This window comes from Sphingobacterium populi (genome assembly GCF_001586775.1).
In the GTDB taxonomy this organism is placed as follows: Bacteria; Bacteroidota; Bacteroidia; order Sphingobacteriales; family Sphingobacteriaceae; genus Sphingobacterium; species Sphingobacterium populi.
In genome coordinates this window covers 526738-547058 of record NZ_LQXS01000003.1, presented here as the reverse complement: position 1 = coordinate 547058, position 20321 = coordinate 526738, and the positions used below count along the sequence as shown (strand labels likewise).

Annotated in this window: 18 protein-coding genes; 12 read left to right on the top strand and 6 right to left on the bottom strand. The window is 41.7% G+C overall.

Annotated features, from left to right (window positions below):
- The first annotated feature begins 4 nt into the window (after positions 1-4).
- Together A0125_RS10280 and A0125_RS10275 are read left to right on the top strand one after the other, a co-directional pair.
- Positions 5-1114, top strand: a complete 1110-nt coding sequence (locus tag A0125_RS10280) for an efflux RND transporter periplasmic adaptor subunit (RefSeq protein ID WP_066755362.1) — start codon at positions 5-7, stop codon at positions 1112-1114.
- A 28-nt stretch (positions 1115-1142) separates the two neighbouring features.
- Complete coding sequence (locus A0125_RS10275; RefSeq protein WP_066755357.1) at positions 1143-4313, top strand: efflux RND transporter permease subunit; 3171 nt, start codon at positions 1143-1145, stop codon at positions 4311-4313.
- Between the two features lie 178 nt (positions 4314-4491).
- Here A0125_RS10275 and A0125_RS10270 read toward each other — a convergent pair whose 3' ends face one another.
- Positions 4492-5067 carry a hypothetical protein gene (locus tag A0125_RS10270; protein WP_156472507.1) on the bottom strand — a complete coding sequence of 192 codons (576 nt, stop codon included), beginning with the start codon at positions 5065-5067 and terminating at the stop codon, positions 4492-4494.
- Positions 5068-5092: 25 nt separating this feature from the next.
- Complete coding sequence (gene holA / locus A0125_RS10265; RefSeq protein ID WP_066755353.1) at positions 5093-6100, bottom strand: DNA polymerase III subunit delta; 1008 nt, start codon at positions 6098-6100, stop codon at positions 5093-5095.
- Between the two features lie 86 nt (positions 6101-6186).
- On the opposite strand from holA, the gene A0125_RS10260 reads away from it, so the two are divergent.
- The 10 genes from A0125_RS10260 to A0125_RS10215 all read left to right on the top strand — a co-directional run bounded on the left by A0125_RS10260 (position 6187) and on the right by A0125_RS10215 (position 16232).
- Positions 6187-6657: a type I restriction enzyme HsdR N-terminal domain-containing protein gene (locus A0125_RS10260; RefSeq protein ID WP_066755351.1), complete on the top strand. Its 471-nt coding sequence runs from the start codon at positions 6187-6189 to the stop codon at positions 6655-6657.
- Positions 6658-6716: 59 nt separating this feature from the next.
- Positions 6717-7415 (top strand): ATP-dependent Clp endopeptidase proteolytic subunit ClpP, encoded by a 699-nt coding sequence (clpP, locus tag A0125_RS10255; protein WP_066755349.1) that lies wholly within the window; start codon positions 6717-6719, stop codon positions 7413-7415.
- Between the two features lie 4 nt (positions 7416-7419).
- Entirely contained in the window at positions 7420-8670 is a 1251-nt protein-coding gene (clpX, locus tag A0125_RS10250) for an ATP-dependent Clp protease ATP-binding subunit ClpX (RefSeq protein ID WP_066755347.1), read from the top strand.
- A 69-nt stretch (positions 8671-8739) separates the two neighbouring features.
- On the top strand, positions 8740-9564 hold the full coding sequence (locus A0125_RS10245; protein WP_066755345.1) for an AMP nucleosidase: 825 nt from the start codon (positions 8740-8742) through the stop codon (positions 9562-9564).
- A gap of 259 nt (positions 9565-9823) precedes the next feature.
- Positions 9824-10621 carry an alpha/beta hydrolase gene (locus A0125_RS10240; protein WP_066755343.1) on the top strand — a complete coding sequence of 266 codons (798 nt, stop codon included), beginning with the start codon at positions 9824-9826 and terminating at the stop codon, positions 10619-10621.
- Between the two features lie 207 nt (positions 10622-10828).
- Positions 10829-11830, top strand: a complete 1002-nt coding sequence (locus A0125_RS10230) for an ABC transporter transmembrane domain-containing protein (protein ID WP_066755337.1) — start codon at positions 10829-10831, stop codon at positions 11828-11830.
- Positions 11820-12581, top strand: coding sequence for a biotin/lipoyl-binding protein (locus A0125_RS16160; RefSeq protein ID WP_231863200.1), 762 nt, complete (start codon positions 11820-11822; stop codon positions 12579-12581). The genes A0125_RS10230 and A0125_RS16160 overlap by 11 nt, the downstream gene beginning before the upstream one ends.
- A 17-nt stretch (positions 12582-12598) precedes the next feature.
- Positions 12599-13180, top strand: a complete 582-nt coding sequence (locus A0125_RS16155; RefSeq protein WP_231863199.1) for an HlyD family efflux transporter periplasmic adaptor subunit — start codon at positions 12599-12601, stop codon at positions 13178-13180.
- Between the two features lie 11 nt (positions 13181-13191).
- Positions 13192-14658, top strand: a complete 1467-nt coding sequence (locus A0125_RS10220) for a TolC family protein (protein WP_066755335.1) — start codon at positions 13192-13194, stop codon at positions 14656-14658.
- A gap of 944 nt (positions 14659-15602) precedes the next feature.
- On the top strand, positions 15603-16232 hold the full coding sequence (locus A0125_RS10215) for a response regulator transcription factor (protein WP_066755333.1): 630 nt from the start codon (positions 15603-15605) through the stop codon (positions 16230-16232).
- A gap of 52 nt (positions 16233-16284) precedes the next feature.
- Here A0125_RS10215 and A0125_RS10210 read toward each other — a convergent pair whose 3' ends face one another.
- The 4 genes from A0125_RS10210 to A0125_RS10195 are packed head-to-tail and all read right to left on the bottom strand — an operon-like array spanning position 16285 to position 20309.
- Positions 16285-17244, bottom strand: a complete 960-nt coding sequence (locus A0125_RS10210; RefSeq protein ID WP_066755331.1) for a transporter — start codon at positions 17242-17244, stop codon at positions 16285-16287.
- 19 nt (positions 17245-17263) lie between these two features.
- On the bottom strand, positions 17264-18331 hold the full coding sequence (locus A0125_RS10205; RefSeq protein ID WP_066755330.1) for a cytochrome-c peroxidase: 1068 nt from the start codon (positions 18329-18331) through the stop codon (positions 17264-17266).
- Between the two features lie 20 nt (positions 18332-18351).
- Positions 18352-19218 carry an MbnP family protein gene (locus tag A0125_RS10200; protein ID WP_066755329.1) on the bottom strand — a complete coding sequence of 289 codons (867 nt, stop codon included), beginning with the start codon at positions 19216-19218 and terminating at the stop codon, positions 18352-18354.
- A gap of 8 nt (positions 19219-19226) precedes the next feature.
- A complete protein-coding gene (locus tag A0125_RS10195; RefSeq protein ID WP_082785010.1) occupies positions 19227-20309 on the bottom strand; it encodes a cytochrome-c peroxidase in 1083 nt (360 codons plus the stop codon).
- Between the last annotated feature and the right edge of the window lie 12 nt (positions 20310-20321).

The window sequence follows — 20321 nt, the reverse complement described above, 5'->3', positions numbered from 1 at the left end:
CACCATGACTAAAAATACGATATACTTCTTATTACTATTAGCGTCAACAGCTACCTGGCAGTCGTGCAATAACGACAAAAAAGAAAGCGCAGCCAAAGGCGGACAAGTTGAAAAAAACGTTAGCGTAACTACCGTCGAAGAACAAATTGTGACGGGTTATCGAGAATACCCAGCGTATGTAGTACCATTACAAGAAACCGAACTTCTAGCAGAAGTTTCAGGATATATCACCAATATTTTGGTAAGCGACGGCGCGTTCGTATCAAAAGGACAAAAATTGTATGAGATTGATCGGACAAGATACTTAGCAGAAGTACAGCAAGCTAAAGCTAATGTAGCTATTGCTGAATCAGACTATGATCGTGTGCAGAAAGATCTGGAACGTTATGAAAAGTTAGCAAAAAGTGATGCGATTGCCAAACAAACGCTCGACTATGCTGCAACCGACGTCAACAATCAGCGTGCGCAAGTACAGGCCGCTAAAGCCGCATTAGAAACGGCAAATACTAACCTGCTCCGATCTACCATTTATGCTCCATTCTCAGGCACAGTAGGCATATCTCAAGTGCGTAACGGCGCATTGGTAACAGCCGGGAATACGCTTTTAAATATCATCTCCACTACAAATCCAATTGCAGTAGAATTTCAAGTAAACGAGGTAAACATTGAACATATTCTCAACATGCAAAAAAATGGCACCAACAGCGGAATCGAAGTACGTATGCCTGACGGCACTATATATCCTGAATCAGGAAAAATATCGGTAGTAGACCGTGCTGTGGATAGAACTACCGGCACGTTACGTGTACGCGCTAGCTTTGCCAATGCAGATCATCGCTTACGCGCTGGCATGAACCTCACAATGCGTTTAGCAAATACATCGCAAGAAAAACAAGTAGTTATTCCATTAAAAGCAGTATTAGAGCAGCTAGGTTCGTCCAATGTTTATACAGTAAGTGATAGTAACACCGCCGTATTCAATCAGATCACTTTAGGTACCAAACTTCAAGATAAGGTAGTGGTACAAAGTGGGCTAAAGGCCAACGACCGCATCATCGTAGATGGAGCAAACACGGTAGCAGAAGGTGATAAATTAAGTATCCAAAATAAATAAATCAGTCGTCACTATATAAGGAAGTAAGATGATTTCAGAAGTTTTTATACGTAGGCCTGTCACGGCCATGGTCATATCCATACTCATTTGTATTATTGGTGTGATCTCCATCGTGACTTTGCCAATCAGTCAGTACCCTAATATTGCCCCTCCAACAGTTACCGTTCAGGCAACTTATACAGGTGCCGACGCACAGACTGTCGAACAAACGGTAACCACTCCAATTGAAAGTCAGATCAACGGTACTCCAGGCATGATTTATATGCAATCAAACAGTACCTCAGACGGGACGGCTCGCATCACAGTTACTTTTGAAGTAGGTACAGACATCGACATTGCCACACTGGATGTACAAAATCGCGTAGGTATTGCCGAACCTGTATTGCCAGAAAGTGTGCGCCGGCTCGGTGTGATTACGCGTAAAGCCAACCCAGATATTTTGATGATGATATCGCTCATCTCACCCAATGGCACACGCGACCAAAATTTTTTAGCAAACTATGCAAATCTTTACGTACGTGATGCCATATTACGCGTGAAGGGCGTTGGTGATGTGATGGCTTTTGGACAACCATTCTCGATGCGCGTATGGCTGGATGCTAACAAGCTTTCCAATATTGGATTGACACCTGCGGACGTAAGTTCAGCAATTCAAGAACAAAATTCACGTATACCAGGTGGCAGTGTGGGCGGAAGACCACAGTCCTCGTCACAAGTTTTCGAATACTCGATTGTAACAGATAGTGATCTGAGCACGGTACAGGATTTTGAAGATATCGTCGTCAAAACTAATATAGACGGTTCTATCGTATCATTGAGAGATGTAGCACGTGTTGAACTAGGCCAGTTCATGTACACCACCTCGACAATGGTAAACGGCGTAACTTCAACCGGTATGATGGTCAACCAGATGCCAGGCGGAAACGCTGTAGAGACGGCGGATGGAATATATGCGACCTTGGAGCAGATGAAAAAATCATTCCCAAATGATGTCGATTATGTGGTAAGTTATGAAACCGTATCCGTAGTGCATGCATCTATCGACTCGGTATTAGATACACTTATCGAAGCCCTAATCTTGGTAACAGTTGTTGTATTCTTTTTCCTACAGAGTTGGCGAGCTACACTCATTCCGGTATTAGCAATTCCAGTATCTATTATCGGAACATTCATTTTCTTCAATATTTTAGGCTTCTCTATCAATAACTTGACGATGCTTGCTTTTGTCTTAGCCATCGGTATTGTAGTAGATGATGCCATCGTGGTAGTCGAGGCAGTACAGCATTATATTGACCATGAGAAACTGGATGCCAAAGAAGCGACTCGTAGAGCGATGAAAGATATTACGGGACCTGTAATCGCGATCGGACTAATCTTAGCAGCTGTATTCATTCCGGTAGGTTTTATACCAGGTATGGTAGGTCAGCTCTATCAGCAATTTGCCATCACCATTGCTGTTTCAGTCCTCCTTTCGGCCTTCATCGCCTTAACGCTCACACCAGCATTGTGTTCTATCTTGCTTAGACCGTCGCCGATCAATAAAGATGCAAAGGGTTTGAATCGATGGTTTTATAAATTTAACGTTTGGTTCGAAAAGCTAACAAATAGATATTCGAAGGGTGTCCAAAAAGCGATAAAGGCAACACCATTAGTGCTTATCATTCTACTTTGCATCATCGTTGGTACCGGTGTTATGTTTGCAAAGAAACCCACAGGCTTTATTCCGAAGGAAGATAACGGCTCGTTCTTTATGGGTATAACATTGCCTGAAGGATCATCCAATAGCCGAACAAATGCTGTACTTGAAGAAATATACCAACAGGTAATCGATTCTGTCCCTGAGATACAATTCATGACTCAAATATCAGGAATGAATATTCTTAACAGATCGGCAAAGCCTAATAATGGTTCATTCTTTGTCTTTCTGAAGCCTTGGAAAGAGCGTACGCTCACTAACAATGAAGTTCTCGAAAATGTGGTAGCTAAGTTTGCCAATTACAACAAAGCTACTGTGATGGCTGCTACGCCACCCGCTATACCCGGCTTGGGTTCTGCCGGCGGCTTCTCTATCCTCATTCAAGACGAACGAAGCGTTGATATTAAAGAATTTGAAGCGATTACAAACAAATTCATTTCAGCGGCTAACCAGCGTCCTGAGATCGCACGAGCCTATACCCTCTTCAATACAAATACACCAAATTACAAACTGGAGGTTAAAAGAGAACAAGCTAAAGCGATGGGCGTACCTATTTCAAACATTTATACGACACTATCTGCTTATATGGGCAGTAGCTATATAAATGATTTTACCTTGTACGGACGTAACTTCAGGGTAGTTTCTCAGGCCGATACCACGTTCAGAATGCAAATCGAAGACATTAATAAGCTGTACGTAAGTAACGCCGCAGGAATCCCAGTGCCAATGTCAGCACTGGTGTCTTACGAATTGACTGAAGCTCCAGCTATGATTAGTCACTTTAATTTATTTCGCGCTATCGAAATAATGGGTGATGCAGGTGCAGGATACAGTTCGGGAGATGCATTAGCAGCGCTCGAAGAAGTTGCTCAGGAAGTCCTTCCTGAAGGATTTTCTTATGATTTCTCAGGTACTTCTTTGCAGGAAAAAGAGTCCGGCTCACAGACCGTAGTTGTATTTGCGCTCTGTATTATCTTCGTATTTCTTTTGTTGGCTTCGCTTTATGAGAGCTGGTCCGTACCATTCTCTATTCTATTGTCGGTACCTTTGGGAGTATTTGGGTCCATCCTAGCGCTCACATTGTTGCCGAGAATTGATAACAATATTTTTGCTCAGATCGGTTTGATAACGATTATCGGTTTGGCAGCCAAAAACGCTATTTTGATTGTCGAATTTGCCAAAGAGCGTGTAGATATCGGCATGAACCTGATTGAGGCCACACTTGATGCTGTCAAGCTAAGATTGCGGCCAATCATCATGACATCCATGGCGTTCATTCTCGGGATTATTCCACTAATGATTTCTACAGGTGCGGGAGCTGTCTCTCGACAAACGATCGGCTGGACGGTTTTCGGTGGTATGGCAGCAGCTACATTCTTGGCGATCTTCATCGTTCCAGTATTATTTGTAGTTATCACGCGCTTGGCTTATGGCAAAAAGAAATTAGCTGAATTAGAAGCCAGTTTTGATGAAGAAAAGAAAAACAAGCTTAGTGCACATTAAATCTAGATAGGTACAAGATTCATTGTGGCGACAGCGTAATGATTATTGGATAACAACACGAAGCGGCAAATCAGATGATTTGTCGCTTCGTGTTGTTAGTGTTCCTTATCTCAATGAGGGAATGATATCTTCTGACTAGTAATCTGTCAGCATGATATATACTAAAATGCAGGTGTGATTACTTCAACATTAACCCAATCGAGATACTGAGATGCTGATGTTGAAATTTACGTTGCAGATCGCTCGCTTGGCGGTTCAGTTCCTGATAACCATAGGAAGCAGAAACGGTGTAATCCGCTCTCCCAGACGTCTCATAAACGTATAGCAAACCTCCACGCAACAAAAATCCCCGATCGTACACCGGCCCTATCCGTGGCGCGTAACCTGCGTTCCCAAGAATGCCTATCCAAGACTCATTGCTGAGATAATGTACTGGTACACGTACGTCCGCGAATAGAGGCATTAAGTACGTGTCGTAATCTCGTCGTATTGGTTTTCGATCTGATGGATCTGTACGTTGATACGAACCTCGAAATGTCTCATTACCAACTCCTATACCCACAAATGCACGGTCGTTCAAATTTAATCCAAAGATGAAATGTGCCGCATAACCGTTAAACTGCCCATCATAACCAGGATTGCGTATGCCAAATTGCCCTCCCAACTGAAACTGAGAATAATACGATGTTTGGGCCAAGGCGCCCAGCGATACTAGACTTAAAAATAAAAGCCATACAATTTTCCTAGTCATCATTTGCGTGTTGTAAGTATTGCGTTGCTTAGTGTAAAATTTTATACACGAGCTCACGCATTAGTTCACCTGCTGTAGTATTGGGGCCTACTTGCATTCCTTTTGACTTAAGGTCATACTCTTTTAAGTAATTGATAATATCAAACGTCTTGCGCCGTGAATAGTGGCGAGCTGCCAATTCATAATCTTTGGTAAAGAAAGGATGTACGCCCAACTCTTTAGCCGCCGCCTGCGAAGATTTGTCGGGTAGGTAATGATATTTCAGTACTTTGGTAAAATAGCTACCCAATGAACCAATTACGACAGGAATCGGGTTAGATTTTGGATTAGCAGCAAAGTAATCGACAATCTGAAAGGCTTTAAAAACATTCTTTTTTGTCAGTGCCGTATTTAGCTCAAATACATTGAAATCTTTACTGATTCCGATATTCCGCTCAATATCTTCTGCAGTTACTTCCTTTTCTAAAGGAACATTCAATAGGAGCTTCTCAATCTCGTTGGCAACTTTGGACAAATCAGTACCGAGATAGTCAGCCATCAAAGCAGCGGCTTGAGGATGTATTTGGCGGCCGACCGATCGAAACTGCTCAGCAATCCATGGGGCTACTTTATCATCATACAATTTTTTGGACTCCAGCACCACCCCAGCTTTATCTAGTAGTTTGTAAGTTTTCTTACGCTTATCGACCAAGCCATATTTATGTGCTAGTACCAATATGGTACTTGGCGTAGGAGATTCCAGATATTTTTGCAGCAGATCGTCGTCTTTCCACTTCAGATTTTGCGCTTCTTTCACCAGTACTAACTGATAGTCGCTCATCATCGGATAGCGTTTAGCTACATTGACGATGGTCATGAAATCTGTCTCCTTACCATACAAGATGGTTTGGTCAAATCCTTTCTGCGCATCATTCAAGACCGTATCTTCCAAGGCGTCGGACACGACATCTATGAAATGCGATTCATCGCCATGTAGCAAATACACGGGACTGAACTGTTTTCGCGTTATATCTCCTAATATTGCTTTAACATCCACCGTACGAAAATACAATTTTTTTCCTTTGGCCTACCGGCCAACAGCCCATTGGTTGTAGATTTCTCCGTTTATGCGTATTTTTGCACATGTTTGTACCGATCCCGCTAAACCTTCCTCCTTGTACTTTAAAGCTTACCAAGGGAGACAATTGTACGTATGTGTACGATGAGCTTCGGAAGAAAAAATTGGTGCTTACGCCTGAAGAGTGGGTGCGACAACATTGGATTCACTATTTGCACACACACAAGAAATACCCCAAAAGCCTGATGCAGACTGAAGGCGGATTGGTACTCAACACCCTCAAAAAACGGAGCGATTTATTAATTTATGATACCACAGGTTCCAAGATTTTGCTGGCAGAGTTTAAAGCACCGACTGTCAAAATTTCCGAAAAAACATTTTCTCAAATAGCAAATTATAACAAAGTTCACAAAATTCCATTACTTTTAGTCAGTAATGGAATTGAGCATTATTATTGTACTATAGACTTTGATCGTGAAGACTTTACTTTCATAGAGGAGATTCCCACTTTTCGAAGCAATAATCCGAGGGTTTAGGGAAATAGTAGAAAAAACGTAATTTACAAAACACAAATATTCCGATAAAGGTTAAGAATATGAATATTGATAAAAACGAATTCAGAAAATACGCTATCAAACATCACCGTATAGGCAGCCAGCATGTAGATAGTTTTATAGGTCGCGTAGAAAGTAATATCCCGACCAATCTAACGCCTTACATTATCGAAGAGCGCCAGATGAACGTTGCGCAAATGGATGTATTTTCACGTCTAATGATGGATCGTATCATTTTTATGGGTGATGCCATCAATGATCAGGTAGCGAACATTGTGCAAGCACAGTTGTTGTTCTTACAATCGACCGATGCGCAGCGCGATATCCAAATCTACATTAATTCACCAGGTGGTAGTGTGTATGCTGGATTAGGAATATACGACACCATGCAATACATCACACCCGATGTAGCAACAATATGTACTGGAATGGCAGCATCTATGGGCGCAGTGCTTCTAGTTGCAGGTGCAAAAGGCAAACGTGCAGCGTTGCGCCACTCTCGTGTAATGATCCATCAACCATCTGGCGGTGCGCAAGGCGTCGCTTCAGATATGGAGATCAACTTGAGAGAGATGTTGAAGTTGAAAGAAGAGCTATACACTATCATCGCAGAGCACTCCGGCCAATCGTATGATTGGGTAGAGAAATCTTCTGATCGTGATTATTGGATGCGAGCTGCTGAAGCAAAAGAATACGGCATGATAGATGAGGTTTTGATGCCAAAAAAGGAAATTAAATAAAAAGATGAGTAAGTCGAACCAAAAAGATATACATTGTTCATTCTGCGGTATTAGCAAAAGCGAGGCACAAATGCTGATCGCCGGAGATGGCGCACATATCTGCGATCGATGTGTACAACAAGCTAGTGAAATACTCGCAGAAGAACTAAAACAGCGTAAAAGCAAAAACCTACAGACCGTCTTGAAATTAATCAAACCGGCGGAGATCAAAGAACACCTGGATCAATACGTCATCGGACAAGATGATGCTAAGAAGGTTATCTCTGTAGCGGTTTATAATCATTACAAAAGGCTAAACCAACGGGTAGATCCAGATGAAATCGAGATTGAAAAATCTAATTTAATCGTGGTAGGTGAAACTGGAACAGGAAAAACATTATTGGCAAAAACAGTGGCCAAAATCCTGAATGTGCCATTTTGCATTGTAGATGCTACAGTGCTTACCGAAGCTGGTTATGTCGGAGAAGATGTAGAAAGCATCTTGACGCGATTGTTACAAGCAGCAGATTATGATGTAGCAGCTGCAGAGCGAGGCATCATTTATATTGATGAGATTGATAAAATTGCACGCAAAGGCGACAATCCTTCGATAACGCGCGATGTGTCGGGCGAAGGTGTGCAACAAGCCTTATTAAAAATATTAGAAGGTACCAACGTGAATGTGCCGCCACAAGGAGGTCGCAAGCACCCAGATCAAAAAATGATCTCGGTGAACACTAGCAACATTCTATTTATATGCGGTGGCGCTTTTGACGGAATTCAAAAGAAAATTGCCGATCGTTTGCGCACGCAAACCGTGGGTTACAAGATGAAGGATGACGAGCAAGATATTGATCTGAAGAACCTGTATAAATACATTACACCGCAGGATCTCAAAAACTTCGGATTGATCCCCGAATTAATTGGTCGTTTGCCGGTATTGACCTACCTCGACCCATTGGACAAAGCGACGCTATTGAGCATTCTTACGAAACCAAAAAATGCATTGACGAAGCAATACACCAAACTGTTCGAATACGAAGGAATCGAATTACAATTTGACCAAGAGGTGTTTGATTATATCGTCGAAAAAGCATGGGAATTCAAACTTGGCGCTCGCGGATTGCGAAGCATTTGTGAAGCGATAATGCTAGATGCAATGTTTGAAATACCAAGTAGCAAAGAATATGAAAGCGAGAAAACATTACATGTCACGCTCGACTACGCAAAGAAGAAGATAGCCAAGTCGGATATCAAAAAAATGCAAGTCGCTTAAGACACTTCACCCTCGCCTTTGTGCGGGGGTTTTTATTCATATCACAATTTTTTAAGATGAAAGGACACTATGAGCAAAAACAAAAAATCAAATCTCGAAAACTCACCGATTATTCCAGGACTTAAAAGTAAAGAAGATATCGTGATCAACTGGCTGCCTCGCTATACTGGCCGGCCTTTAGAAGAGTTTGGAGAGTATATTTTACTTACTAACTTTTCCAACTATCTTAAGATATTTTCGGAAATGAACGACAATGCTCCTATTATGGGGTTAGATAAGCCTATGCAAACTTGTACCGCAGGAGGAATCACCATCATTAACTTTGGAATGGGAAGCCCAATGGCCGCCACCATCATGGATCTCTTATCTGCGATAAAACCCAAAGCAGTTTTGTTTTTGGGCAAAGCTGGCGGTTTAAAAAAGAATAATAATATTGGCGATTTGGTACTACCAATAGCCGCTATTCGCGGAGAAGGTACTTCTAATGATTACTTTCCGCCGGAAGTGCCCGCTTTACCTGCCTTTGCTTTACAGAAAGCGATATCCACGACGATCCGCGATCACTCATCCGATTATTGGACCGGTACCGTGTATACGACGAACCGACGCGTCTGGGAACATGATAAAGCTTTCAAAAAATACCTAAAATCCATCCGTGCTATGTGTGTAGATATGGAGACGGCTACTATTTTCAGTGTGGGCTTTGCTAACAAAATTCCGACAGGCGCACTATTATTAGTATCTGATCAGCCGATGATTCCAGAAGGTGTGAAGACAGCTCAATCAGATGTTTCTGTTACTGCAAAATATGTCGAAAAACATATCACGATCGGCATAGACGCACTCAAACAGTTGATAAACAACGGATTGACTGTAAAACACTTGCAATTCTAGATACGCAAGGAGCAACACCATCTACCGATCGGATGTATCAATGTACTTGCTAATTGCGAGTCGTTGATCACATTCCGTTTTTACATTTCCAACCTAACCTACTAACACTTAATTGTATATCTCACCTAATTCTTGTATATTAGGTTTCGAAATTCGCGTATGCAACGCAGGAGATTTCGACCTAATTACAATGAAAAATTCCCTACTACTTGCATGCTTCATGCTTCTTATTTTTACCTCTTGTGTAAAAGAAGAAATAATGGAACATTATCCAGTAGATCAAGACTTGGTTTTGCGCAATGTGCAATATGGCGCACATAAATTGCAAAGTATAGATATCTATTTGCCGGCAAACCGCAGCATAGACCGGACAAAGATGATCGTATACGTGCATGGTGGCAACTGGAGTGCAGGAGATAAGGATGACATCGGTCTGGATGAAAACTCAGTCAAACTATTGCAAGAATACTTTCCCGATTTCGCATTTTTCAATCTAAATCATCGTTTGGCTGGTGATTCTAGCGAAATCGCCATTCATGCAAAAGATGCTGAGATGGATATAGCGAAAGCCATGCGTTTTATCTATCAACAAGCCAATATCTATCAGATTTCAACAGATACATACATGGCTGGCCTAGAATCCGGAGCACAATTAGCCAGTATGTATGCACTACAGAATACGGCGGCGTCCTCGAGCGTGAAAGGCACCCTGATTTTCTCAGGTGCGCTAGATCTGCTGACCATACATCACGCCGCAGATGAAGCTACGCGACAGGCTCTGCAAACCTATATTGGAGATTCAGCAGAAGAACATATTTCCAGTTACAAAATAGCATCACCTATAGAACATATTTCAGCAAGTAGCCCGCCCTTTTTAATCATACATGACACAAACAATATGAATTTTCCTGTTTCGCAGGCTGAAGCATTTGCCAAAAAACTCAACACGTACAATATAGATTATGAATTTATCCAGTATAGTAGCATAAAAGACTCAATTCCAGCGCATGACATGGAAAATACATTTAATAAAATTAAAATATTTTTATTACGATAGATTTTTCCCAATATTAATGTCAAATTTTCTGCATTTTATTAAGATGTAGCGATCAAATAATAGATTTCTAATCTTATTTTTATTTTTGCATCATGCAGAACTGCTTTATTAAGCAAAGTCCAGATCTGTTGCATTTCTGTTTTATCATTCCGATAAACCTTAGGCAGCAGATAGGTCGGATTATCAAAATTAAATATATTATAAATTATGGCTAGCAAACCTGGCGCCCCTACACCGATGCAAAGGCTGTTTAGGCTACTGCATCCAGAGCGAAAAACCATTAATTACATATTTCTATATGCTATCGTTATTGGCGTATTTAGCTTGAGCATACCCTTGGGTATATCTGCCGTTTTCAATTTCCTGACGAATGGAGCAATGTATAGCTCTACATATCTTCTGATCGCTTTTGTACTTACAGGAGTGGTCGTCGCAGGACTATTACTAATCGGGCAGCTTAGTCTTGTAGAATACTTAGAGCAGAAAATATTCTTACGTTCTTCGTTAGAATTTGCCTATCGCTTGCCACGTATTCAGCCAACGGAATTTGAAGGTAAAAATCCGGTCGAGCTAGTCAATCGTTTTTTTGATGTCATTGTAATTCAAAAGGGCATCATTAAGTTGTTGATTGATTTGATTGCTGCTTCGGTCACGATCTTTTCCAGTTTGGTGCTACTATCCTTTTATCATCCCCTTTTTATTGTACTGAGCGTAGTTGTTATCGCTTTAATTGCTATTGTAATCGCAATCTACTATCGGAGCGGCCTTACCGCGAGTATACAAGAGTCGGAGCATAAATACGAAACAGTAGCCTATTTGGAAAATGTTGCAGCTAATATTGATGCTTATCGTGGCGATAAAGAAAAAATGAAAGAAATCATTGCAGATACTGATATGATTACGGGGAAGTATCTTAGCGCGAGAAACTCACATTTTAGAGTTTTAAAACGATTCTTTGGCGCTTCGCTCGTACTAAGAACCCTATTATTCGGGTCCATGCTGTTACTAGGTTCTTATTTTGTAGTTGAGCGTCAAATGACTTTTGGACAGTTTGTGGCAGCCGAAGTACTAATCGTACAAGTAGGATATGCCATTGAAAAACTCTTCACGAACTTAAATACGATATTCGACATGCTAACAGGTAGTGTGAAACTGGGTGCAGTAACTGATCTGGCGTTGGAGGAGGACGCTATACCTTATGGATATTAAGCTAAGGCCTGTAGATCCTAAAGTTGTCAACTGGAAAGATCTTACTAAAGATGGGGAGAAACAACTTATTCCTAATCGAGGGCCGATCTTTATTGGGCGAGTACTAATGGTAGCAGGTCTTATTTTCCTGGGCTTGTTATTCTTGCCTTGGCGCCAGACTATCCCTGGTCGCGGCAGCATTTCTGCACTACGACCAGAAGATCGTCCGCAAACGATACAAAATCAAATCGGTGGTCGAATAGAACATTGGGCCGTAAAAGATGGTGATGAAGTTCGAAAAGGCGACACCCTACTGGTTATTTCTGAAATAATGCAAAATTATTTCGATCCCGAATTGCCTTTACGATTGGACGAACAGCTTGAGGCAAAAAGGAGCAGCGCAAATGCTGCTGAACAAAAAATGGTAGCTACTGAAGCACAGATTGCAGCACTTAGAAATGGACTTCAGTATCAGCTAGAATCAGCAACCAATTCGGTTGAACAGGCACGTAATGTGGTAAAAATCGATAGTGCTGATCTAATCGCTACAAGAAGCTTTCTGGAAACCAGTATAGCACGATTAGAACGCTACGAACAAGGCTACCAAGATGGTTTGTTTTCTTTGACAGATATTGAAACCAGGCGATTAAATTTACAAAATGATCGTGCTAAAGTAATCAGTGCCGAAAATAAATTATCCAATTCCAGACAAGCTTATATCAACGCAAAAATAGAATTGAATAACATCAGGCGCGATATAATGAATCTCTAGCCAAAGCGCAATCGGATTTGGGCTCTGCCCTATCCTCGAAAGCTTCTGCACAAGGAGACATCTCAAGATTACGCAACGAGATTGCAAATATAGATGTGCGTAGAGGACTGTATGTAGTACGCGCACCACAAGATGGTTTCATTGTGAAAACACTGAAAGCCGGGATTGGTGAGACGATAAAAGAAGGTGAGTCGGTAGCGACTTTACAATCTAAGAAACCATTGCTTGCTGCAGAAATTTATGTGAATGCAATGGATGTACCCTTAATAGGCTTAGAAAACGACACGCGTTTGCAATTTGATGGTTGGCCATCTATTCAATTTTCTGGTTGGCCATCGGTCGCTGTAGGCACATTTGCTGGAAGCGTAACAGTCATTGATAAAGTAAGTAGCCAGAACGGCAAATACAGAGTGCTTATTCGCCCGGCAAACCCGGTTCCAGAAGGCGACGATGATTGGCCGATACAACTACGAGTTGGTTCTGGAGTGTATGCACGCATTATTCTAGGCCCTGTACCAGTTTGGTACGAGATCTGGCGTCAATTAAATGGCTTTCCGCCTAGCTTGGAGCAAGAGCAAGGTGGCCACGCTTTAGATTAATTACAATAATCATGTTTAGAATAGTACTAATCATCCTTATTGGACTTTTTACCACTGTAAGCTACAGGACTTATGCGCAGCCGGATACCACATCGTCAATAACCGAGGAGTTTTCCTTACAGGATTTAGAAGATTTCTTATTTACGAATCATCCGGTTTTAAAACAAATCAATCTTTTAAGTGAATCAGCACGTGCATCGGTAACCCAAGCGTTAGGCAAATTTGACCCAGCATTGTACGCCGATTTTCAGAACAAATATTTTGGAGAAACAGCTTATTACAATGATTGGAGCAGCGAACTTAAAGTGCCACTTTGGTTAGCGGGCGCCGATTTGAAAGTTGGCTATGATCGCAATGTTGGAGGATTCACCAATCCGCAAAGCCGCACTCCTAATACCGGCCTTACCGGCATTGGTCTTAGTATTCCACTTGGGCAAGGATTATTAATTGACAGCAGAAGAAATACCTTGAAGCAGGCGCGAGCAATGGTTGAGTATGCTGAAGCAGAGCAAGTTCAGCAGATCAACAGTTTATGGTATCAAGCAATTTCAGATTATTGGGATTGGTACTACTCATATCGTCAATTCAGGCTGCTAGAAGATGGTGTTCGCCTAGCAGATACACGATTTAGAGCGATCAGTGCACAGACGGTGTTGGGCGATAGACCGCCAATTGATTCGGTCGAAGCTGCCATCACCTTGCAAGAGCGAGAGATGCAGTTAGCACAGTATTCTGTCGAATTTCGAAATCGTAAGCTCATACTTTCCAACCACCTTTGGAACGAAAACGAGCAACCCTTAGAATTACCCGAGCACGCTCGGCCAACTACTGTCAACGTAAAAGATTTGCAAGCAGATGATCAGCTTCTTTCTCAATTATTAGAATTGGCGGAGCGGCAGCATCCCGAAATGATGATGTTGGAAAGTAAAGATATGCAACTGAGCATAGAAGAGCGTTATCGACGCGAAATGCTAAAACCACGACTGGATATATCTGGCACGCTGATTTCCTCGCGTCGAAATTTTAGTGAATCTTTACCTCCCATCTACGACTTTAATTTCGGAAACTATAAATTAGGAATGTCTTTCGCCTTTCCTATTTTCTTACGCGGCGAACGTGGTAAACTACGTGAGGTACGGATACAACAAGAACAACTTCGCTATGATCAGGTAATACTAGGACGGAATATCCGAAATGAGATTAACACGACTTATAATGACCTTAGTGCGTATGTACAACAGTTGCGACTGCAAATCAAAAGTATCGCAAATCAAGAGGTATTATTAGCTGGAGAGCTACAAAAATTTGATCTCGGAGAGAGCACCTTGTTTATCATTAATAATCGAGAAACAACATTAATTGATATGCAGCGGCAACGTGAAAATCTCATAGCAGCGTATCAAAAGGCTTTGGCTGCTCTTTATTACAAAGCAGGTACACGTACTACGGAATCGCTTCAACAACAGATTTTGGAGTAAGGTATAGTAGAACGATCTTTAGTAGTTAGATTGTTGTCTGCGGTAAGCACCCCACTAAAAACCAACTTATACTATCATCACGCAAAATTGGAGCAGAAACTTTGTAGCTAAAAAATTACAAGACGACTCGCACGATGGCGGGTATCTGTATCCCATTTTTTTTAGCCGGTATAATCATTAAAACTTGCCAAATAGGCTTGTATCAGCCATTAAACCGCATAAAGTTCAACTATAGCCAATATGTTGGATTGGAGATAATACTAGTTTATTTAAATTGCTGAGTAAATTTGTAGTATTTTGTCTACAAATTGAAATTATACGATATCGAAACTACAAACAACTGTCTTAAACGTAGTAATATTACATAAGAAAAACAAGCTAACATCATACCTATGAGACGTTATATTCAATCCATAACGCCCGATGTGAAAATGTGTAAAAAATTGATGTATTGCAGATTAAGTCGTGCAACTCCTATGTGCAGAGAGCCAGGCTCAATTATTCTTCACTACAGGAATAAGTTTTAAAAAAAAGTTATTCCAACATTATGAAATTATTAACAAGAGTTAAATTCTAAGGGCTAAAACGATGAATTATTACAATCAAAAGCCAAGTACACTTGGTCAAGTTCTTAATCATGAGATTCAGATTCATTTTCCCGAAACCTGACAGACCTTTGATAGCTTTCGACTATTTGTCGTACTACTTAGCTTAAGTTTAGGTATCAATGCAGACTGGCTTAATTATCATTTTCAAGAAACAACATAGATTGCTGAAGCTTAGACAAAATAATCATTCATCAAATAAGTTTAACTAACCTACAATTACAAAATGTGTTTTAAGATGAATTCTATAGTTCGAATCCCTTTCTACTTGCACAAATGTTACTAGAAAATTGATAGAAGCTGAAGAAAATACATCAAGAAAACTTAACCAACATCACTATGAACATTCTATTTGCAGATAGCCAAGGAGTCGTTCGGTTTGGAACCATTAACCTTGCAAAAAGTATCGTCCCGGAGATTCATGCTTTTGAAGCCAATAGTCATCATTACGTTTGTCATATACTTCGAACTGAAGATATCGACATGTTGATTTTAAACACCGATATGTGTGGAGATCATTCGATAGCAGCTATTTCGAAATTTAAAAGTATCAAACCCACGGTTAGAATATTATTAATTTCTACGTACACCGAAAGGGTATTTGCTAGCCGCTTGATAGAGGCTGGAGCTGATGACTTTATTAATATTCGGTCATCTCTTGACCATTTTAAGACAGTAATATTGAGATTTACACAAGGCGTCTCTCATTCTTCTGCTCCTGTTGGCAAATCCAATAGTAAGTCTGTTAATTATCCAGATCAGGCAACAGGCAAGTGGCTCATTGAAAAATTTTCTGAACGAGAGCGTTCTGTGCTAGCATTCTTGCGCAATGGTGTCCCTTTGATCGAAATTGCAAGACTATTAGCGATCAAACCATCGACCGTCTCTACGTACAAAAATAGAATCTACAATAAATTAGGTGTAGTTAATCAACGCGAGCTCACAGATTTGATGAGTATGGCTTGCTAGTACTTCAAAAAACTAGTGAGCTCTTCCCTATTCATTATGCCAAAAAAATGATCTAAAATGAAAATGACACGTGTGTCATGACGCGGTTCCCCGCCAGTATACGACCATCAGCCAACTCTTGACTGAATGGTCGTTGGAAGTTTCCACCGACAGATATTTTTCCTGCATTTATTTCGACACCGACGATTCCTATGGTAGAATGACCGCCCGAGGTAGCTACATCGAATCTATTATCGAGTACATCCTTGGATTGGCTTTCATACAAGACTCCGAGGTTGGGCGATAGTCGTAATTTGTCTTTTACATTAAGTTTGTAGTACAATAATCCGTTGATCGCAATTTTATTAGCATATCGGTATCCATGCTTATTTTCAGTATTTATTTTATACGTGGTATTGATATTCACACCGGCATCCATTAATCGCAGATCGTAAGCGGCATTGATCATAAAATCTGTACTAGCTGTACCAAGCTGAAAAGTATTTGCCGCCCCGGCGCCCACTTTAGATTGTTCGCTGGGATCATATGTTCCGCTCGGCACTTTCACACCGCCACCAATCCATAAAGATTGCATCAACAAGGTGTTGTTACTTGTAGTGTGCATATCGTCAAACAGCTTATAATGGCCCATGGCGACGATATCGCCTAGACCATCTTTAGTGCCGCTTTCTGCCCATTGTGCTCCCGTACCAATTGTGCGGCGATTGAAGCTATATGGAACTATGGCCATTACGCGCCAGCGTTCACCAAAATTCCAAGCTCCCCAGAGTTCCATGGTTTGGTATTGCTCATCAGCCGTGTTTACCGTACGATTTCCCGTCGGACCCAAATGCGTTTGGATACGGTTTTGCTGATAACGCAATCCAACAAAGCGCTTATTAAAATTTGGCAAAATGCCCAAATAATAGCTTCCAACTCCGCTCCCACACACATCACAGGCGTTGGCCTGTGGTACCATCGTGGCAAACAACAAGAAACCAGTAAGTGCGCCTAATTTTTTAAAAATATTCATGGTAGATTTTATGTTATATTTAATTGACAATAAATTCGGAACCGAACGGCTCGGACAATAATGAATTGCTTAGAAAGGTCGGATCTTCCAATGTTTTTAAGAAAGCCAAGAGATCTGATTTTTCGGCGTCGGTCATCGGGATACCAAACGTGCCATCTGCCCGCTTAAATATCGGATCGAGCGTCGGTAGGTCAGATACATCGAATCGATAATGATCTAGCATCCGACTGACGCTCAAATAGCGACCATCGTGCGTGTAAGGTGCCGTATATGACAGATTACGTAAACTCGGCACCTTGAATTTGTACATATCTTTATCATTAGCCGTTACTGTAGCACGACCGTGATCGTCACTACGATTAGGCCGGATACCATTATTGCGATAACTCAAATCGGTAAACAGTGGCTCACTATGGCAGCTCGCACACTGCTTTTGAAATAATAGATAACCATTCTTCTCTGCTGTGGTGAATGTGGCACCATCTTCTGCTCGCATCACTTTATCATATTTCGAGTTGGCACTCGTTGCCAGCAACATAAATTGCGAAAGCGCTTTCAAAAAATACTCATCGGTAATTTCATCCGTGCCAAATGCTTTCTTGAATAGGGCTCGGTATTCTGGCCTTGCGCGCAACTTGATTAATACATTGGGCAATGTTTCGTCCATTTCTACCTCACTATGAATGGCATTGATAGGCGCCAGATCCAAATGATAGGCTCCGCCATCCCAAAAAAACTCTTTGTGCCAAGCCATATTCATGATGGGCATCGGATTACGTGTACCGAGCCGATCGTCGATGCCATGACTCACGTCATGGCCATGATGTGTAAAAGCGGCAGATTGGATGTGACAGCTACCACAAGCTATGCTATTGTTGCGCGATAGCCGCGGCTCGTAAAACAGTTTTCGCCCGAGCTCAAATCCTTCTTTGGTAATCGGATTACGTGTAAAATCATATGCTGGTTCAGGGAAATTGCTCGGTTGCACGAAGCCAACAAAAACCTCGTTGTCTTCTATAAGGTCTGTGCCTTTCTTGCATGCCCAGATGGCTGCACACAGTATCAGCATCACTCCTATTTTTTTCATGCTAATGCGCCTTTTTGTTATTACAATTCTGATTCGCTACGTACAAAATTCTCCGTATGATCATGAGTAAACATGGTCGCATAATTATCGGCAATTTTGCCACTTTCTTCTTTATTGAACATTACGTTAGCACTCTCACTGAGCTTGATTGCATTTGGCCCGTTAAATACTTTCATGATATCTACCGTAAGGTGTACGTTACTACGTAGACCATCGCGCACATACGCTATGTGGTCGCCAGATGCTTGCGTAAGATCAACTGTCACTGTCTTGATATTGTCCATTGCTTCTGGATCGTCGAAAGGATATCCGAAGCCACCGATATGATACTTGAACTGCTGGTTTCCGGTAGGATCTTGCTGAATCGATACCACCGGACTGTTGCCTTCGAGTTTAAAGAAAATATATCCTTGACTCCACGTCCAGAACATACCCGAATGCCCTTCATTTGGATTGAATGATAATACGCCAGTTCGGTGTTCGGGCGTCATCATATTGCGCTCGCGATCTACACCGATCATGAATTGTACACGATTGTAATCTCCTTCGGGCACGCGTACTTTTGTAAATCGGGTATTGCGATCCTCGCCATTAATAAGGAAGTAGCTTTCTTCGGCTGGTACAGCATACTCTGACCCATTGGTACGAAAGAGCTTGATATTACTGATATAATATTTTAGCTCGCGAATAGTAAACTGCTCGCCACTATTATTGCGATACACATAATTGGGATCAATGAAAAATCGATCTTCGCCAACGATATGATCAAATTCTATTGAAAAATCGGCCATCTTGCTTTCATCTATGATGTCAGGATCTTTGCCACAAGACAGGAAAAATAGTAAGCCAAACAGGCCTACCATGAAGTATATTTTAGGGTTTATCATTATGATTGTTATTTATTAGTAGGATTTGAATATGATGCATTATGTAAAAAAGATTCATCCGTCAGGCTATGTAAAAATGTCATCATATCGCGCACTTCTTCATCGCTAATCGGTATTCCTATTCGGCCATCGGGCTGATAGAGTCTACGATCAGTAGTTGCGCCTGCCTGTACTCCGTAGCGATAGTGATTGAATACGTCGCCGATCTCGGCAAGACGCCCATCGTGCATATACGGTGCACTTACCATCACGTTGCGCAATGAAGGCGTTTTGAAAGCGCCCATATCTGCCGGATTTCGTGTGATGCGGAACCGGCCGTAATAAAGCTCTTCGTGCGCATCATTCGTAAAACTAGCGTCCAAGCCATTGTTATGAAATTCATTATCCGTAAACAGCTCGCCTGCGTGGCAGCTGCCGCATTTCTGTCGTACTAAAGCCAATCCACGCAAAGCACTCTCTCCAAGGGCCGTACGATCTTCACCACGTCGATACCGATCATAAGGCGAATTTGCCGAAACGATCGAACGCTGAAATTGGGCAATCGCTTTGGCCACGCCCGTGTAGGTGGGCACTTCGTGAAATGCCCGCTCAAACAAGCGCACGTATTCTGGAATAGCCGCCAAACGATCCACCATCTCTGGAAAATAAATATTCATCTCGTCGGGATGCGTTAGCGGCGCAAGAACCTGCGATTCCAGATTCTTGGCGCCGCCATCCCAAAAGAAGCCAGAATCGTTACCTGTCCAGGCCAAATTAAATAGTACTGGCGAATGGCGCTCCAACGACTTTCCTGACATGCCCGTATTCGATAATACCAAACCATCGGCAAAGGCTTTATCCTGATGATGACAGGTTGCACAGGATACCTTCTTGTTGCCAGAGAGCAGCGGTTCGTAAAATAATTGACGGCCCAAAGCTACACCGGCCTCGGTAAGTGGATTGCTCGGCATTACAGTCGGTTCTGGAAAATATGCTGGTACTTTGAATTCAAATGGCCTATTGCCATATTCTTCCACATCGCGTAAATAGGCATCATCCTTTGCGCAAGAAACCTGCGCAAAGAACAATACGACACCGATTAGTATCCTCATTATTTCTCGGAG

Excerpts from the sequence above, each read along its gene's own strand:
- A0125_RS10280 (WP_066755362.1), top strand. The coding sequence starts at position 5 with ATGACTAAAAATACGATATACTTCTTATTACTATTAGCGTCAACAGCT.
- A0125_RS10275 (WP_066755357.1), top strand. The coding sequence starts at position 1,143 with ATGATTTCAGAAGTTTTTATACGTAGGCCTGTCACGGCCATGGTCATA.
- A0125_RS10270 (WP_156472507.1), bottom strand. The coding sequence starts at position 5,067 with ATGATGACTAGGAAAATTGTATGGCTTTTATTTTTAAGTCTAGTATCG.
- A0125_RS10260 (WP_066755351.1), top strand. The coding sequence starts at position 6,187 with ATGTTTGTACCGATCCCGCTAAACCTTCCTCCTTGTACTTTAAAGCTT.
- clpP (WP_066755349.1), top strand. The coding sequence starts at position 6,717 with ATGAATATTGATAAAAACGAATTCAGAAAATACGCTATCAAACATCAC.
- clpX (WP_066755347.1), top strand. The coding sequence starts at position 7,420 with ATGAGTAAGTCGAACCAAAAAGATATACATTGTTCATTCTGCGGTATT.
- A0125_RS10245 (WP_066755345.1), top strand. The coding sequence starts at position 8,740 with ATGAGCAAAAACAAAAAATCAAATCTCGAAAACTCACCGATTATTCCA.
- A0125_RS10240 (WP_066755343.1), top strand. The coding sequence starts at position 9,824 with ATGGAACATTATCCAGTAGATCAAGACTTGGTTTTGCGCAATGTGCAA.
- A0125_RS10230 (WP_066755337.1), top strand. The coding sequence starts at position 10,829 with ATGGCTAGCAAACCTGGCGCCCCTACACCGATGCAAAGGCTGTTTAGG.
- A0125_RS16160 (WP_231863200.1), top strand. The coding sequence starts at position 11,820 with ATGGATATTAAGCTAAGGCCTGTAGATCCTAAAGTTGTCAACTGGAAA.
- A0125_RS10220 (WP_066755335.1), top strand. The coding sequence starts at position 13,192 with ATGTTTAGAATAGTACTAATCATCCTTATTGGACTTTTTACCACTGTA.
- A0125_RS10215 (WP_066755333.1), top strand. The coding sequence starts at position 15,603 with ATGAACATTCTATTTGCAGATAGCCAAGGAGTCGTTCGGTTTGGAACC.
- A0125_RS10210 (WP_066755331.1), bottom strand. The coding sequence starts at position 17,244 with ATGAATATTTTTAAAAAATTAGGCGCACTTACTGGTTTCTTGTTGTTT.
- A0125_RS10205 (WP_066755330.1), bottom strand. The coding sequence starts at position 18,331 with ATGAAAAAAATAGGAGTGATGCTGATACTGTGTGCAGCCATCTGGGCA.
- A0125_RS10200 (WP_066755329.1), bottom strand. The coding sequence starts at position 19,218 with ATGATAAACCCTAAAATATACTTCATGGTAGGCCTGTTTGGCTTACTA.
- A0125_RS10195 (WP_082785010.1), bottom strand. The coding sequence starts at position 20,309 with ATGAGGATACTAATCGGTGTCGTATTGTTCTTTGCGCAGGTTTCTTGC.